Raw genomic sequence first — 16,186 nt, forward strand, 5'->3', positions numbered from 1 at the left:
CTGTTTTTCCTTTTTTTGTGATATTATATATGAAAAGGAAGGTGATGGACATGTCAACAAACAATCAAGTAGAACAAAACTGCTTCATTTGCAAAAAGCATAAAGGAAATATTATAGTTCCAGGTGGAGCTATTTACGAAGATGAACTCATTTACGTTGGACATGTCCACTGGGATAGTGAAGAAACATAATTCCGCGTTATCCGAATACACCAAAAGAGTTTTGGTCACCAAGCGAGATAGCGAAATGGACTGGCGCACCATATGGTGACGCAGCGAAAATCAAAAAACTATGCGAAAGAATACGAGAGTATATGGTGAGTGAATATGCATACAAAAAATAATAGACAACATTCATGGGTTGGAAGTAGAGAAATGTGTTTAGACGAAATTTCGGTAAAGCAATATGGTGATATCGTGCTCGGTGCATATGGTGGGAATATTAGTGCCGGAGCGAAAAAGAATGAAGATGGTGCATTAGTTTGGTCAAATGGTGAGTGGGAATTTGCAGCTATATTAGATGGACATAATAGTGCAGAAAGTGTTGATTTAGTAGTAAATACAATCGAAAAAGAATATGAAAATATAAAAGTAATTTTGAATGAACCAATTAATTCAGTATTTCAGTCTGTTGAAAATCATATACTTACAATTTTAAGTCATCTTCATTTAAGGAAAAGTGTAAAAAATTAAAGGTGAAACAGCTTGCTTACTATGTGTAAGGAAAGAAAATTATATATGGTGGCTTTCTATCGGTGATTGTTTAGTGTATGTATTTCATGAAGAGTTACATAAGTTAGGACAATATGCATTAAATCAACGTCATTTTTACGAATGGATTGGAAATGTAAACACATTTGATTTACCTGTGCCTTGCTATTCATCAGGTATTCGTGAATTACGTACTGGAAAGAACCGAATTGTGATGGTGACAGATGGAGTATTAGAATGCGGGGAACGCCGATATGAAACACCTGTAAATTTGTATAATGCTATGAACAGAAATGATAAAACACTTAAAGAAAATATTCACAATGTTTTAGAACACGTGCATCATCAGTTGGGACGTGATAGTGCGACAATTATTAGTTGGGACGTAGAAAATAAAAGGAATGCCACGTATCCGAGTGATCAGCCGGAGAAAATGCAAGTAAGAAAATAAAAGGATAGGGTTTTCTGTCAATTATAAAAATAACTCTATTAATTTTATCGGTACTATCTATATTCGTTTTTGAAAAAATAGAAAGAAAAAGGATTAAACATCCCGAAACAAAAGGGATGGGAAATAGATTGTTGTTATACAATACATAAAACATGTCTTGATAAAACTACTACTAAAGAAGATAAAGAAAATGAATACATTATCTATATATTAAAAATATATAATCCATTTTGTTACGAAAACATAATTAATTTAATAGGAGGGAATGCAATGGGCAACTCTACTATTTGGATTATAGTTATTATTATGATAATTGGAGGATATTTTTTAGAAAAGTTTTTAAGAAAAACTAAATATGCCAAAGGGCAATGCTTGATATATAAGCATGTAAATAGTTTACATGTAAAATTAGAAATAGGTCTTTTATCGTATATCTTATAGTAAGTTTTATTTATCTGTTCAAAGTAGAAAATGCTAATATAGGAATTGCTGTACTTACTTATTTTGGAGCAATTTCCTTATTACGCGTATGGATGGAATGGAAGTATAGCAGAGAGACAAAGGAATATATTCTTTCTATAATTGGATTCTTTGCATTTGTTTTTATGGTTTCAATGTTACTTTATTTTGATCCTCTTTCTACATACTAATGTCGTTTTGGTTTTTCATGATGAATATTTAAAAAGAGTAGCTACCATTATTTATCTTGATAGTTACTCTTTATATTTACATCTTCTTAAAGCTTCTCAAAACAAGGTATTCCCACAATCTCCAAGGAAGAATCTTCTTCGTAAAGATCATAAATTTTACACCTTTTCCAAGAGGATATCGTAAAGTAGTACGCTTTGTTTCAGCAATTTCAACGATTTTATTAGCAACATCTATTGGATTACCAAATGTATCACTGCCGCTATTAATATGTTTTTGTATTTTGTCCATATATTCTTTGTAAGGAGAAGTAGTATCAGATTGGTTTGTAGCTAGTTGTTTACCAACCTCCCATATATTTGTGTTGTAAGAACCAGGTTCAATTAAAGCGACATCTATTCCGAAAGGTTTTAATTCTAAGCGAAGCGATTCACTCCAGCCTTCTAATGCATATTTTGAAGATACATAAGGAGATAAACCAGGGAATCCAACTTGGCCGCTAATGCTGCTTATATTAATGATTTTTCCACTTCTTTGTTTTCTCATATATGGTAAAACAAGCTGGGTAATTGATATAGCTCCAAAAAGGTTCGTTTCAAATTGCTTTCGATATTCGTCTACTTGGATTTCTTCTACAAAGCCCCCATTTGCATATCCTGCATTATTTATAAGGAGATCTATTCTATTAATTTCTTTTAAAAATAATTGGAAATTATGTATAGAATTTTGATCTGTTACATCTAATTGTTGAACTTTTATATTTTGCTGTAAGTTAAGTTGAGTAACTTGGGATAGTAAGGTTCCTTGTTTTTCAAGGTTTCGCATTGTAGCGATAACTAAATAATCTTTTTTTGCGAGTTCGAGTGTAGTTAATAGTCCAAATCCACTTGAGGCTCCAGTAATTATTGCGATTTTTTTATTCATTTTTCGCCAGCTTTCTTTTTCTTTTATCATAACGAGTTATGATAAGAAAATCTATTATTCTTACATTCATTATGAAACCAATTTGTATGTAAAAAAAGGGGATTATAGGGAATCAGCGTATATAGAGTAGTGTATATTAATATGATAATGAAATGAGGGAAGAAAAATGGTCCATGTAAAAGCTGTATTAGCAGATCAGCTATTAGCGAATGCAAATGATCCCAGTTGGTATATGCCATTTTCAGATGCAGTTAAGGATTTATCTGAGAGGGAAGCTTTCTGGAAACCGAATGAAGAGAGTAATAGTATAGCTGAAATCGTACAACATTTACTGTATTGGAACTCTACGTGGCAAACTAGGTATAAAGAATCAAATGTGAATGCAGTACCCGCTATAGGAGATAATAACAAAAGTTTTATGCTCTCAGATAATCAAACTTTCGATGAATTACGGGAAAAACTACTAGAAAAACTGTTACAATGGCAAAATCTCATAAATGAAGAAAAGGTTGAAAGTGATGTAGTGGGATTTCCTGTTTCTGCAAAGTGGTGGGAAGTGCTAGCGAATGTAACAACTCATAATGCATATCATATTGGTCAAATTATTTACATCCGAAAATTACAGAAGAGCTTTGATAATGAATAAAGTAACAATTCTCTTATTAAGGGAACAAAAGTGGACAAAACGAGACAAACGTCTCATTTTGTCCACTTTTTTATTGTTAAAAGATAGAGAAAACCTATTAAAACAAGGATTAGAATTTGGCACGGTACTTGCAATATAAAAGACGAACAAGAAAATAGGAGGGCTGGACATGTTAAAAACAACTGAAAGTAAAGGGAATGAAATTACGAAAGAACAAGCTCGTTGGATGTACGAAAAAATGTTAGAGATTCGTAAGTTTGAAGATAAGGTGCATGAATTGTTCGCGCAAGGCGTTTTGCCAGGTTTCGTTCATTTATACGCAGGTGAAGAAGCGGTAGCAGTTGGTGTATGTGCCCACTTAACAGATAGTGACAGTATTACAAGTACACATAGAGGTCATGGACATTGTATCGCAAAAGGTTGTGATTTAAATGGTATGATGGCTGAACTTTTCGGGAAAGCGACAGGATTATGTAAAGGTAAAGGCGGTTCCATGCATATTGCCGATTTAGATAAAGGAATGCTTGGTGCGAATGGCATTGTAGGCGGGGGGTTCCCACTTGCTTGCGGTTCAGCATTAACAGCTAAATATAAAGGAACAAAAGATGTAAGTGTTTGCTTCTTCGGTGACGGAGCAAATAATGAAGGGACATTTCATGAAGGGGTTAATTTAGCGGCGATTTGGAAGTTACCAGTTATTTTTATCGCAGAAAATAACGGTTACGGTGAAGCAACTACATTTGAATATGCTTCAAGTTGTGATTCTATTGCTGATCGTGCAAAAGCTTATAATATTCCAGGTGTTCAAGTAGATGGAAAAGATCTTCTAGCTGTATATAAAGCTGCTGCAGAAGCAGTGGAACGTGCACGTAATGGTGATGGTCCAACAATTATTGAATGTATGACATATCGTAATTATGGTCATTTCGAAGGTGAAGCACAAACATATAAAACATCAGAAGAAAAAGAAGAACATTTAAACGAAAGAGATGCAATTGTGAATTTCCGTAAGCATTTAATTCATGAAGGTTTATTAACAGAATCTGAACTTGTTGATATGGAAAAAGCAGTAGATGATGCAGTACAAAGATCCATTGAATTTAGTGAAAATAGTCCATACCCAGACGATGAAGAATTATTAAAAGATGTATACGTTTCTTACAAATAAGAGGAGGGTGAAAAATTATGACTAGAACAGTAAGTATGTCAACTGCAATTAATGAAGCGATGAAAATCTCAATGCGTCGTGATGAAAATGTAATTTTAATAGGTGAAGATGTTGCAGGAGGTGCACAAGTTGATCACCTGCAAGATGATGAAGCTTGGGGTGGTGTTCTTGGTGTTACGAAAGGACTTGTACAAGAGTTTGGCCGAAATCGTATATTGGATACACCAATTTCTGAAGCGGGTTATATGGGAGCTGCGATGGCAGCTGCTGCAACTGGGTTACGTCCGATAGCTGAGTTAATGTTTAATGATTTTATCGGTAGTTGTCTTGACCAAGTATTAAACCAAGGTGCGAAATTCCGTTATATGTTTGGAGGTAAAGCAAAAGTACCCGTTACAGTACGTACGATGCATGGCGCTGGTTTTAGTGCAGCAGCTCAACATTCACAAAGTTTGTACGCATTATTTACGAGCATACCAGGTATTAAAGTTGTTGTTCCTTCCACACCGTATGATGCAAAAGGCTTATTATTAGCGGCAATTGAAGATGATGATCCAGTAATCTTCTTTGAGGATAAAACACTTTACAATATGAAAGGTGAAGTGCCAGAAGGATACTATACAATTCCATTAGGAAAAGCAGATATTAAACGGGAAGGTTCTGATGTAACAATTGTCGCAATCGGAAAGCAAGTTCATACAGCGCTTGCAGCTGCAAAGCAATTATCGAAAAAGGGGCTTGAAGTAGAAGTAATTGATCCACGATCTTTATCACCACTTGATGAAGATACTATTTTATCATCTGTTGAAAAAACAAATCGTCTTATCGTCATTGACGAAGCGAATCCTAGATGTAGTATTGCAACAGATATTGCGGCAATTGTAGCGGATAAAGGTTTTGATTTGTTAGATGCACCTATTAAACGAATTACAGCACCACATACACCTGTTCCGTTCTCACCACCACTTGAAAAGTTGTATTTGCCAACACCAGAAAAAGTAATTGAAACTGTATCAGAAATGATTGGAGACCAATCTTTATTACATGTGTAATAAAACGATGAGAAGGGAGAGAGAGACATGGCTGTAGAAGTTGTAATGCCGAAGTTAGGTATGGCGATGAAAGAAGGTATTATTACGAGCTGGAATATTAAAGCAGGCGATAATGTAGCAAAAGGAGAACTAATTGCTAGTATTAATTCAGAAAAAATTGAAACGGAAATTGAAGCGCCAGCTGATGGTACGGTACTTGATATAGCTGTAAGTGAAGATGAAGGAGTGCCGCCTGGTACTGTAATTTGCTACATCGGTAAACCGAATGAAAAGGTAGAAATGCAGGAAAGCACACATGTTGTAGAAGAAAAAACATCTAATATAGAATTACAAAATGTACAAAATCAAGAAGCAAATGGGAAAGAAGTATCGAAGCAAAGAATTAAAATTTCACCTGTAGCCAAGAAAATTGCAAAGTCTGAAAATCTGGATATCAAGGCATTAGTTGGTACAGGTCCTGGCGGAAGGATTACAAAGGCAGATGTATTAAAAGCACTTGAGGTAAGAGGAATCGTTCCGGAAATATCTGAACAAGAAGAAAGTAACGTGATTCCTGTTACTGGTATGCGTAAAGCGATCGCAAATCGTATGCACGCAAGCTTAAAAAATAGCGCACAATTAACGTTAACGATGAAAGTAGATGTAACAGATTTAGTTGCTTTACATAAAGAAATAGCGAAAATTGTACAAAAAAGATATGATAATAAATTAACCATTACGGATTTTGTCTCGCGTGCTGCTGTATTAGCACTTGGAGAGCATAAAGAAATGAACAGCGCTTATATAGATGATGCAATTCATCAATTTGAACATGTGCATTTAGGCATGGCAGTCGCATTAGAAAAAGGGTTAATCGTTCCAGCTATTCGCTTTGCAAATAATTTATCTTTAGTAGAGTTGTCTAAAGAGATTAAGAATGTGGCACAAAAGGCGCGAGCAGGTAGCTTAAGTAGTGATGATATGCACGGAACGACATTTACAATTAGTAATTTAGGTAGCTTTGGTATTGAATATTTCACACCGGTATTAAATACACCTGAGACTGGCATTTTAGGTATTGGCGCAATTGAACATGTTCCTGTATATAAAGGGAAAAAATTAAAAAAAGGTAGTATGTTACCTTTAAGTTTAACATTCGATCATCGTGTACTAGACGGTGCACCAGCAGCTGCATTTTTACGCACAATTAAACATTATTTAGAAGAACCTATAACAATTCTTTTATAAAGAGAAGGTGAGAGAATGAGTAAACTAGTTGTAATTGGAGGCGGACCAGCTGGCTATGTAGCAGCAATTACCGCGGCTCAAAATGGCAAAGATGTCACTCTTATTGATGAAGCTGACCTTGGCGGAACATGTTTAAATGTTGGGTGTATGCCGACGAAATCACTGTTAGAAAGTGCTGAAGTACATGATATTGTGAGAAAAGCGAATGATTATGGAGTTACGCTTAATACAGGAAGTATATCAATTGATTGGGATCAAATACAGGCGAGAAAATCACAAATCGTAATGCAACTTGTCCAAGGAATACAATATTTAATGAAGAAAAATAAAATTAAAGTTGTAAAAGGAAAAGCGAAATTCGAAACGGATCATCGTATGCGAGTTGTACAAGGAAATAAAGAAGAAGTAGTTGATGGAGAGAGCTTTATTATCGCATCTGGTTCCGAACCTACAGAATTACCATTCGCTCCGTTTGATGGAAAATGGATTTTAAATAGTAGCCATGCCATGTCTCTTGAGAGTGTACCATCTTCATTGTTAATCGTTGGTGGTGGTGTAATAGGATGCGAGTTTGCAAGCATTTATAGTAGACTTGGCACAAAAGTATCGATAGTTGAAATGGCACCGCAATTACTACCTGGTGAAGATGAAGATATCGCGAATACTTTAAGAGAGAAATTAGAAAAAGATGGGGTGAAAATTTTTACGGGAGCAGTTTTAAAAGGTTTAAATAACTATAAGAAGCAAGCTTCATTTGAATACGAGGGAATTACTCATGAAGTAACTCCAGAATTTGTTCTTGTTTCTGTAGGAAGAAAACCACGAGTGCAACAATTAGGATTAGAAAAGGCAGGGGTTCAGTTTTCAAATAAAGGGATTGCTGTGAATGAACATATGCAAACGAACGTATCGCATATTTACGCAGCTGGTGATGTGATTGGTGGAATTCAGCTTGCTCACGTTGCCTTCCATGAAGGAACGACAGCAGCATTACACGCAAGCGGAGAAGACGTGAAAGTAAATTATCACGCTGTGCCCCGTTGTATATACACAGCTCCAGAAATAGCTAGTGTCGGGTTAAGTGAAAAAGGTGCAAGAGAACAATATGGTGATATTCTCATCGGAGAATTTCCTTTTACAGCGAACGGAAAAGCTCTTATTTTAGGAGAACAAGTAGGGAAAGTAAAAGTCATTGTAGAACCTAAATACCAAGAAATTGTAGGGATTTCTATTATCGGTCCTCATGCAACTGAACTTATTGGTCAAGGAACCGTAATGATTCATACAGAAGTTACCGCTGATATAATGAGAGATTATATTGCAGCACACCCTACTTTATCAGAAGCAATTCATGAAGCGTTAATGCAAGCGGTAGGACATGCTGTACATGCTTAAATGGAAATATAATAAACCACTATTCTCTAAACAAATAAGAGAATAGTGGTTTGATTTTTTATTAATAGAATATCTTATTATTTTTTAATTTCAATCGCTGAAGTAATATCGTTCCAATCAGGAGCTAAATTAGCAGTTTTACCATACCAATCAGCGTGTTTAAATATAACACCTTTTCCATATCCTTGTGTTGAAGTGTGCTCCCAAAGTGTCGTTGAATAACTTGCAGAAGGTGAGGCTGTACTTACAGAAGAAATTCTGTCATTCCAGCTAGATGGTAAGTTTTTAAAGCCGCTGCTCCAGTAAATATATTGACCACCTTTATCTTTATGTTCGTAAAAATCAGTACTACCAGCACCGCTACCTAAAGGATTAATATTATTTTTAATTGCTTTTTTATCCTTTGCAATATACGCATCCAATGTTTCACGGCTAGTAAAACCATAAGCTAGCCAATCTCCATTTTCATTTTGCTCTGGTAATACCATAGTAATTTGGATATCTTTCTTATCCTGATCACTTAATTTTGCAAAGGAATTAACATTTTGTTCATCCACTTTTAAATAATCAAATGACTTAATTGTGTTACTTTTTTCTTCAGCACTTACCGCACCTAGTCCTCCAGTTAGTGCAAAACCCGCTACTAATGTCCCTGCTACTAATTTCTTCAACATATAACCATCCCTTTTTGTTTGAATTTTTGTACAGGTGAATCTTGTACAGCTAAAATGTATTCTAATTTTATACTTTTGTAAATATTCTGAATTTTTAGAAATAATAGACGGAATATTTACATTTTTACATTATTTCTTTAGAAAAAATGGTTATTGGAATGATATAATAAGTGGATGTATTGCTTTTACTGGATGTAAAGATATTTTAGGAGAGGTGTCATTGAAATATTTTACAAGAGAATGGTATAAAAAATGCAAGTTTTAGAATTTGTAAGTTTTATAGAGTCTATAAAAGAATGGTCGGAAATGGATATACAAAGTTTAAAGGAAGAAATAGAGGAAAGGAAAATAGATTTATTAAAATTCCTTCCTGAATCGATATACTCAATTATACAAAACATCACAATTAATTCAGAATATCCATCAGGTGAACTGAAAAAACGTATGCAAGAGTGGACAACAGATTATGAGAAAAGAATGGCACAATTAGATCAATCATACGTAGAATATTTTAATTCCATTGAGAAAAAACTTCCGTCAAATGTCGCTCAGTTACACAAGACATCACTACACGATAGTGTAATTAAAGTAATAAAGAGAGAATCAGAAGATACTTTGTCTATCGTATTAGATTGCAGTGGTACTTTTAGTGAATTTGATAAACTTGAAGTAACCTTTATAGGAGTAACAAATTGTTCTATGCCGGAAAACTTTGAAAATGCTTGGTGGTTATATCATGAAATAGCTCTTACTGAAGATGGTTTTGAACTAGGTGTTTTATTTGACTGTCCATTTAGAGAAGTGACGATTTGTGCGACAGATGTATTACTTGTGAATAAATAATTTTTTATGGAGCATTACAAACGTTTGACATAATAAAAAAATAAAGTTATTGTAGATACATGAAGTCTACAATAGGGGCTGTACTATGAAATATTCTAAAGCTACAAATTATGCTCTTCATACAATACTTTTTCTGGCAAAGGCTACACCAAATAAGTTAGTTAGTGTTCACCAATTAGCAGAAATGCAAAATGTTTCACCAACGTACTTGTCTAAAATACTAACTAAGTTGACGAAGGAAGGGATGATACATTCATCATCTGGTCCAAAGGGCGGTTACTCGCTTAGTAAGAATTGGGAAGATATTTCATTTTTAGATATTATACATGCAATTGAAGGTAAAACATCATTGTTTGAATGTTGTTTACATGACAAACCGGGATGTTTAATTAATGAAGTAATGCTTGCAGCAGAAGAGAAAATGGAAGAAGAGTTACGAAATCAAAAAATCGTAGATCTTGCGAAAAAAATAAAAGTGGATTTTTAATCTGCTTTTATTTTTAAATTAATTAAGGATAAAAAGACTCTTTGATATCTTTAATTGTAGTTAGAAAATGATATGAAGAAGGAGAGAAGATGATGACTAAATTTTGGAATGATCGATATAAATCAGATGAATATTTTTACGGGGAAGAACCTAATACATTTATTAAAGAACAAGCATTTCGTTTAGCAAATCACAATAAAGTAATAGCTTTCGCGGAAGGAGAAGGTAGAAATGCTGTATTTCTAGCAAGACAAGGGAACGAAGTAACAGCTATTGATTATTCGGAAGATGGATTAGAGAAGACAAAAAAATTGGCAGAGAAGCATAACGTAAACGTGCATACAAAAAAAGTAGATTTATTAGCTGATAGTTTGCCAGAAAATGAATATGATGCAGCAATTATGGTATTTGGACATTTTCATGATGATTATAAAAAAATGATATTAGGTAAAATGATACAAACGATAAAGCCTGGTGGTTTAATTATGTTTGAAGTTTACTCAAAAAAACAAATAAACTATGGTACTGGTGGACCAAAAGATGTTGATATGCTGTATGATCCAATTGATATCCTTACTTGGTGTGAAGAACATAAGGTAATTCATTTCTTTAATGGCGAACAAGAGCGAATTGAAGGGAAAGGGCACACTGGTTTAGCTGATGTTATTCAAGTTGTTATTAGAAAATGAATATAAGTGTTAATGAAAGTTAAATGTATGAATGTAAAAGACCAGTCATGTAAGACTGGTCTTTCTATTTAGATACTAAATTATCAAGCTTCCAATATGTATCTGTTAACGGCGCTGCTTTGCTATCTATGTATAAATACATATTATTTAAATCTTTTGGTGAAGTTTTCAGTTCAAATACAACGTCAGTAGTTAAAGAGAACTCGTGTGGAACATTTTTATAGTGCTCGTCATCTATCGGATGAGCTTCACCTTCATATTTCTCACCAGTTTTTTCATCTTGTATGAAATATTTTATTTCCGAAAGATCAATAGTTTGTCCATCGTCTCGAACATTATTAATCATAACACGAGTAGTAAGGCGCCGCTCTTTGTCTATTTTTTCAAACTTTGCATTCTCAACTGTCGCTCTATAGTATTCGTTTTTAACTATTTCTCCATAGTGCATTGCATTCTTTTCGAGAGCGCTCTTTTCTTGTTTTGATGTAGTATTGCTATTACATCCTGTTAATATTCCAGTAAATAACAATGCTGTACATGTCGTTTTGATTAATGATTTCATAGTAATCCCTTTCTATATTAAAAAGTAAAACATAGGAATAATTTTACATCAATAGGAAGGTGAATGGAAGTATTTTTGCGTAATATACAGATATACATTTATTTGGTTGTCAAGTTAACAGGATAGAAAGAGGGAGAAGACTGTATAAAACGGAATAAATAAGAATTGAAAATATTGTAAAACAGAAGAGGCATGCATATAATTAAAATAAAGTTTAAGTTTCTGAATCTTCAATAACGGTGGTGATAACATGTTTACTGAAGAGCGTCGAGAGAAAATTTTAGAACTACTTAATACAGCTGGAAGAGTAATCGCAAAGGATCTTGCGGAAAGATTTGATATGTCTATTGATTCTATAAGAAGAGATTTGTCTATTATGGAAAAGGATGGTTTATTAAAAAGAACGCACGGAGGTGCAATTGAACTTACGCGAGTGAGAAATTTAGCCGCGGAACCAGCTAAACGTTATAGTGATAGCTCAATATATGAGGACACAATTGCAAGAGTTGCGGTATCTTATATACAAGAAGGTGATTCAATTTTTATTGGCGGGGCTCCCGTTCATAATGCGATGCTGAAATATTTACCGGAAGTATCATTTACGGTTATTACGAATTCTATAGAAATAGCTGGTTATCTACGAGAATATAAGAATATTGATACGTATTTAATTGGCGGAAAAGTAAAACCTTCAGGGAATATTACTGATACACTTGCCTCTGAATTGATAAGTAGATTTTCTATTGATCTGTATTTCTCTACAGGTGGAGGCATTTCATTACAAGGTATTAGTACCGCAACACCTGAAGTTGCTTATTTTGGTAAAAGAGTAAGTGAAATTGCTAGAAGAAATATTTGTTTAGTTCCGCATAATAAACTTGGAATAGATTGTTTTATAAGAGGAGAGTCTCTAAAAAAAATTGACATTATTATAACTGACGAAGAGGCTAGTAAAGAAACTGTTCAGGACTTTGAGAAGCAAGGTAAACAAGTTGTAATAGCGCCATTATATTCATTTGAAAGGAGTTTGACATGATTGTAAAAGAGCAAGAGTTTCATATAAATGGATTAACTTATACAATTCGTTCTGCAGCTGAGAAAGATGCTGACCAGTTATCGAAAATTAGAGTTCAGATTGATGGAGAAACTGAAAATATGGATAGAGATGCTGGAGAGGGATTTATAGATGACCTAGGGTTTCAAAAAATAATAAAAACAGATAGTGAAGAGACGAAGAATCTCTTTTTAGTTGCAGAAGTGCACAATCGAATCGTTGGATTTTCAAGGTGTGAAGGATCAAATTTTAAGAGATTATCTCATAAAGTGGAGTTTGGCGTTTGCATTTTAAAAGAGTTTTGGGGATATAAAATGGGTAAGAGCCTATTACAACAATCTATTAAATGGGCTGACGAAAATGCAGTAAATAAAATATCTTTACAAGTATTAGAGACAAACGAGAAAGCTATTCATCTGTATAAAAAATTAGGTTTTGAAGTAGAAGGCATTTTGAAAAATGACAAAAGACTATCGGATGGAAAGTATTATAATACGGTATTGATGGGAAGATTTACTAATACTTTTCATGAAAGAGGTGAAGAAGTATGTTTTACAGAAGGAAGTACTATGTAGTGAAAAATGAATTCATAGAAGTATTTAATGATCATTTCAATAATACGAACTTACCTAATCAATTAAAGCATGGTTCTAGGCTAATAGGACGCTGGATGAAAGATAATAAGAATGGTACGTCTGAAGTATTTGCCATATGGGAATATGATAGTTATGAACAGTATAATGAAATAGAATCGAAAATTAGAAGTGACGAGAGGCATATTAAAGGAATACATGAATGGTATGAAAACCATGGCGGGAAAGAATATGTTTTACAGGAGTACATAGTAGAGATGAAAAATGAAGAGTTAGTATGTACTGTAAAGTAACAGAGGGGTGAGGGATAATAGAAATTAAAACAAAATTATATTTTAGTTTAGCATCCGCTATTTTATTTGCAATAGCCGTGATTGTTTTCTTTATAAATGGTAATCCACAAAAGTGGTTTTGGTTATGTATTTTGTTTGCGTCCATTATACAAAATATAGTGCTACTAAAAAGAATAAAGAAGTGCATTAGGATATTCAAATTATTAACATATTTGTGTCGTATTGCTAGTTGTATTGAAAACGCTTTTATTCAGTTTTATAATAAAAGTATGTTTTATAAATCTCCAAAACAATTAAAAGGGAGATGATACAATGTTAGCTTCACCGTTTTACTTACATGCATGGAAAAAGTTTGTTAATGAAGGTGTTCTTGATTCAAATCGCATAAATGAAAGAATTTCAGAATCGTGGCATCGATGTAAACAGGCTAATGTTAATCCTCACATGAATAAAGGTCAGAAAGTTTTGTCTTCTAATATTTTTCGAGAACAAAAGAAAAAGAGTGAAATTTTCCTTGATATAGCATTACCCCAAATACAAAATTTGAGAAAAACCATTGATGAACTACAAATGATGGCATTATTAATCGATCCAGATGGTTATGTTCTATCCTTAAGTGGAAATAAACAAACGTTAAAGCGAGCGAAACATATTAATTTTATTGAAGGTGTAAAATGGACGGAAGCAACTGTGGGGACAAACGCAATAGGAACAGCGCTAGAAATTGAAGAAGCTATTATGATAAGTGGTACTGAACATTACTCCGTGGCATCTCATAGCTGGAGTTGTGCGGCTGCTCCCATTCATAACGATGACGGGAAATTAATTGGTATTCTAGATTTCTCCTGTCCAATTGAATTTTCACATCCATATATGCTCGGTATGGTAACTTCAATTGCACATGCGATTGAACGTGAATGTAGCATAAGAGTTCATCAAAATGAATTACACTTAATCCATCGTTTTTTAGATGTCATTGATAGTGATGAACAAGTAGTTATTTGTAATCATCGTGATGTTATCGTTTCTGCGAGTAAGAGCGTTCGGGAACGAGTAACTAATTGGTCAAGAATGAAACTTGAAGATTTAGTGCACCATGGATTGGAAACTAAATTAGAGATACCGGTATATAGTAATGAAAGAATGATCGGGAAATGTATGTATTTAAAGGAAAACAAACAAATGAATACATATTCTGCTTTCACATTTATAAAAGGAATTACTTTTCCAGGAGTTACCGGGACAAGCAAAGCATTTCAACACACACTAGAAGAAATTAAGCTTGTTTCACCGACTGATGCTAGTGTGTATGTATGTGGTGAGACAGGAGTAGGAAAGGAATATGTCGCGAGAGCGATTCATGAAAATAGTCCAAGAAAAGACGGGCCCTTTATAGCTGTTAATTGTGGTTCTTTGCCTAAAGAATTAATGGAAAGTGAATTGTTCGGTTATGCTGAAGGTGCGTTTACAGGTGCGCGACGTCAAGGGTATAAAGGGAAATTTGAACAAGCGAATGGAGGAACATTATTTTTAGATGAAATTGGTGAAGTACCACCAGAGATGCAAGTAGCCTTATTGCGTGTTTTACAAGAACGCACAATAACTCCAATAGGAAGTTCAAAAGAGGTACCAGTAAATATTCGTATTATTACTGCCACACATAAAGATTTACTAAGGTTAGTAGAAGAAGGGAAATTCCGTCAAGATTTATATTATCGTTTACATGTTTATCCACTATATGTTCCATCGTTAATAGAAAGAAAAGAGGATATTCCATATTTTATACAACACTTTTGCGAACGGAAGAATTGGAATGTTGTATTTCCGAAGAGTATTTGTAATCAATTTTTACAACATACATGGCCCGGAAATATTCGAGAACTAGTAAATGCATTAGAACGCATTTACATTTTGTCGCAAGGACGGGAAATATGCGAAAAACAAGTCGCTTTTTTGATACAAACAATGATGGGAAATCAACAACAACTTGAGTTACAAGTTGAAAATAAAACCGAACATACATTGAATTTTCGCGAAAAAATACAGCGTGATAGCATGATTGAAGCATTACAAAAGACAAACGGAAATGTTTCATTAGCTGCAAAACTATTAGATGTACCCCGTAGTACATTTTATAAACGAATGCAAAAATATAAGTTATAAAGTAGATTTTTGTAATCTACTTTTTCTTTGTGGGCTCATGTTCTGTCGGAATGTGCGCTTACCGGGGAAATAATAGAATTGTTAGAAGGGAAATTTCCTAATGGGGGTTAGTGTGTGAAGTACATTGAAATTGGAATCGGGAATAGGTGGTTCGTTCGAACGGAAACTGAAAATAAAGATGGAACTGAATTTGAAGAACGAGGAATTATAAAACCTATTTATTTTGAGTCTTTATACATACGTATTTGGTTTCGGAAAACTTGTTTTATTTTTGATACGAAAGAGGGGTTTAAGAAAGATAAGAAGAGGAGGGTTGAATATAAATTTATAGTTGGAATTGTCAGTAGACTGGATAAAGAAGAAGTGGGCTAACATACGTAGTTATATTGGACAGGAAATTCTTTTGACTTATATCAAATTCATGAAAAGCACATTTACTAAATATAAATTGTTAATAAAACCACTAAAAATTATTATCAAGACCTAAAAGCTAAAAATCCTAAAAAAATAAAGGTGAGCGCATATTAGACATGACTAATATGTACTCACCTTTATTTTATTGTTCAATTAAAGGGCCAGATTGTTGAGGAAACAGGAATAATAAGAA

The 16,186-nt window shown here is 33.8% G+C and carries 16 protein-coding genes and 4 pseudogenes; 17 read left to right on the plus strand and 3 right to left on the minus strand.

The window, feature by feature from the left end; genetic code table 11:
- Positions 1-29 precede the first annotated feature (29 nt).
- From IQ781_RS02175 to IQ781_RS02185, 3 pseudogenes are all read left to right on the plus strand, one after another.
- A pseudogene (locus IQ781_RS02175) lies at positions 30-343 on the plus strand (hypothetical protein).
- A pseudogene (locus tag IQ781_RS02180) lies at positions 327-1,161 on the plus strand (PP2C family serine/threonine-protein phosphatase). Before IQ781_RS02175 ends, IQ781_RS02180 begins: the two co-directional pseudogenes overlap by 17 nt.
- 270 nt (positions 1,162-1,431) lie before the next feature.
- A pseudogene (locus IQ781_RS02185) lies at positions 1,432-1,811 on the plus strand (DUF4181 domain-containing protein).
- Positions 1,812-1,887: 76 nt separating this feature from the next.
- Here the strand turns inward: IQ781_RS02185 and IQ781_RS02190 are convergent.
- Positions 1,888-2,733 carry an oxidoreductase gene (locus IQ781_RS02190; RefSeq protein ID WP_065382587.1) on the minus strand — a complete coding sequence of 282 codons (846 nt, stop codon included), beginning with the start codon at positions 2,731-2,733 and terminating at the stop codon, positions 1,888-1,890.
- A gap of 166 nt (positions 2,734-2,899) precedes the next feature.
- On the opposite strand from IQ781_RS02190, the gene IQ781_RS02195 reads away from it, so the two are divergent.
- The 6 genes from IQ781_RS02195 to lpdA are packed head-to-tail and all read left to right on the plus strand — an operon-like array spanning position 2,900 to position 8,221.
- Positions 2,900-3,379: a DinB family protein gene (locus IQ781_RS02195; RefSeq protein WP_000233778.1), complete on the plus strand. Its 480-nt coding sequence runs from the start codon at positions 2,900-2,902 to the stop codon at positions 3,377-3,379.
- A complete protein-coding gene (locus IQ781_RS02200; RefSeq protein ID WP_001045414.1) occupies positions 3,372-3,518 on the plus strand; it encodes a hypothetical protein in 147 nt (48 codons plus the stop codon). Before IQ781_RS02195 ends, IQ781_RS02200 begins: the two co-directional genes overlap by 8 nt.
- 30 nt (positions 3,519-3,548) lie before the next feature.
- Positions 3,549-4,547: an acetoin:2,6-dichlorophenolindophenol oxidoreductase subunit alpha gene (acoA, locus tag IQ781_RS02205; protein ID WP_000921277.1), complete on the plus strand. Its 999-nt coding sequence runs from the start codon at positions 3,549-3,551 to the stop codon at positions 4,545-4,547.
- A gap of 17 nt (positions 4,548-4,564) precedes the next feature.
- Positions 4,565-5,599 carry an acetoin:2,6-dichlorophenolindophenol oxidoreductase subunit beta gene (acoB, locus tag IQ781_RS02210; RefSeq protein ID WP_000198898.1) on the plus strand — a complete coding sequence of 345 codons (1,035 nt, stop codon included), beginning with the start codon at positions 4,565-4,567 and terminating at the stop codon, positions 5,597-5,599.
- Between the two features lie 27 nt (positions 5,600-5,626).
- Positions 5,627-6,826: a dihydrolipoamide acetyltransferase family protein gene (locus IQ781_RS02215; RefSeq protein ID WP_000257766.1), complete on the plus strand. Its 1,200-nt coding sequence runs from the start codon at positions 5,627-5,629 to the stop codon at positions 6,824-6,826.
- Positions 6,827-6,841: 15 nt separating this feature from the next.
- The gene (lpdA, locus tag IQ781_RS02220; protein WP_139846763.1) at positions 6,842-8,221 is read left to right on the plus strand and encodes a dihydrolipoyl dehydrogenase; all 1,380 of its coding nucleotides are present in this window, start codon (positions 6,842-6,844) and stop codon (positions 8,219-8,221) included.
- Positions 8,222-8,298: 77 nt separating this feature from the next.
- On the opposite strand, the gene IQ781_RS02225 is transcribed toward lpdA, so the two are convergent.
- The gene (locus IQ781_RS02225; protein WP_000914433.1) at positions 8,299-8,895 is read right to left on the minus strand and encodes a hypothetical protein; all 597 of its coding nucleotides are present in this window, start codon (positions 8,893-8,895) and stop codon (positions 8,299-8,301) included.
- 220 nt (positions 8,896-9,115) lie between these two features.
- Between IQ781_RS02225 and IQ781_RS02230 the strand changes: the two are divergent.
- The 3 genes and pseudogenes from IQ781_RS02230 to IQ781_RS02240 all read left to right on the plus strand — a co-directional run bounded on the left by IQ781_RS02230 (position 9,116) and on the right by IQ781_RS02240 (position 10,914).
- Positions 9,116-9,738: pseudogene (locus IQ781_RS02230) on the plus strand (DUF4085 domain-containing protein).
- An 85-nt stretch (positions 9,739-9,823) separates the two neighbouring features.
- Positions 9,824-10,225 (plus strand): Rrf2 family transcriptional regulator, encoded by a 402-nt coding sequence (locus IQ781_RS02235; protein WP_000877642.1) that lies wholly within the window; start codon positions 9,824-9,826, stop codon positions 10,223-10,225.
- Positions 10,226-10,314: 89 nt separating this feature from the next.
- On the plus strand, positions 10,315-10,914 hold the full coding sequence (locus IQ781_RS02240; protein WP_002041261.1) for a class I SAM-dependent methyltransferase: 600 nt from the start codon (positions 10,315-10,317) through the stop codon (positions 10,912-10,914).
- A gap of 64 nt (positions 10,915-10,978) precedes the next feature.
- On the opposite strand, the gene IQ781_RS02245 is transcribed toward IQ781_RS02240, so the two are convergent.
- Positions 10,979-11,476, minus strand: a complete 498-nt coding sequence (locus IQ781_RS02245; RefSeq protein ID WP_000838466.1) for a hypothetical protein — start codon at positions 11,474-11,476, stop codon at positions 10,979-10,981.
- 250 nt (positions 11,477-11,726) lie between these two features.
- Between IQ781_RS02245 and IQ781_RS02250 the strand changes: the two genes are divergently transcribed.
- The 5 genes from IQ781_RS02250 (at position 11,727) to IQ781_RS02270 (ending at position 15,951) form a co-directional block, all read left to right on the plus strand.
- Complete coding sequence (locus IQ781_RS02250; protein WP_061457326.1) at positions 11,727-12,512, plus strand: DeoR/GlpR family DNA-binding transcription regulator; 786 nt, start codon at positions 11,727-11,729, stop codon at positions 12,510-12,512.
- Positions 12,509-13,105 (plus strand): GNAT family N-acetyltransferase, encoded by a 597-nt coding sequence (locus IQ781_RS02255; RefSeq protein ID WP_139846764.1) that lies wholly within the window; start codon positions 12,509-12,511, stop codon positions 13,103-13,105. The genes IQ781_RS02250 and IQ781_RS02255 overlap by 4 nt, the downstream gene beginning before the upstream one ends.
- Complete coding sequence (locus IQ781_RS02260; protein ID WP_000499992.1) at positions 13,078-13,416, plus strand: NIPSNAP family protein; 339 nt, start codon at positions 13,078-13,080, stop codon at positions 13,414-13,416. Before IQ781_RS02255 ends, IQ781_RS02260 begins: the two co-directional genes overlap by 28 nt.
- Positions 13,417-13,728: 312 nt before the next feature.
- Positions 13,729-15,579, plus strand: coding sequence for a sigma-54-dependent Fis family transcriptional regulator (locus IQ781_RS02265; protein WP_061457324.1), 1,851 nt, complete (start codon positions 13,729-13,731; stop codon positions 15,577-15,579).
- Between the two features lie 114 nt (positions 15,580-15,693).
- A complete protein-coding gene (locus IQ781_RS02270; protein WP_000873841.1) occupies positions 15,694-15,951 on the plus strand; it encodes a DUF3977 family protein in 258 nt (85 codons plus the stop codon).
- Positions 15,952-16,186: the final 235 nt, after the last annotated feature.

It is taken from the genome of Bacillus sp. N447-1 (assembly GCF_022701035.1).
In the GTDB taxonomy this organism is placed as follows: Bacteria; Bacillota; Bacilli; order Bacillales; family Bacillaceae_G; genus Bacillus_A; species Bacillus_A cereus.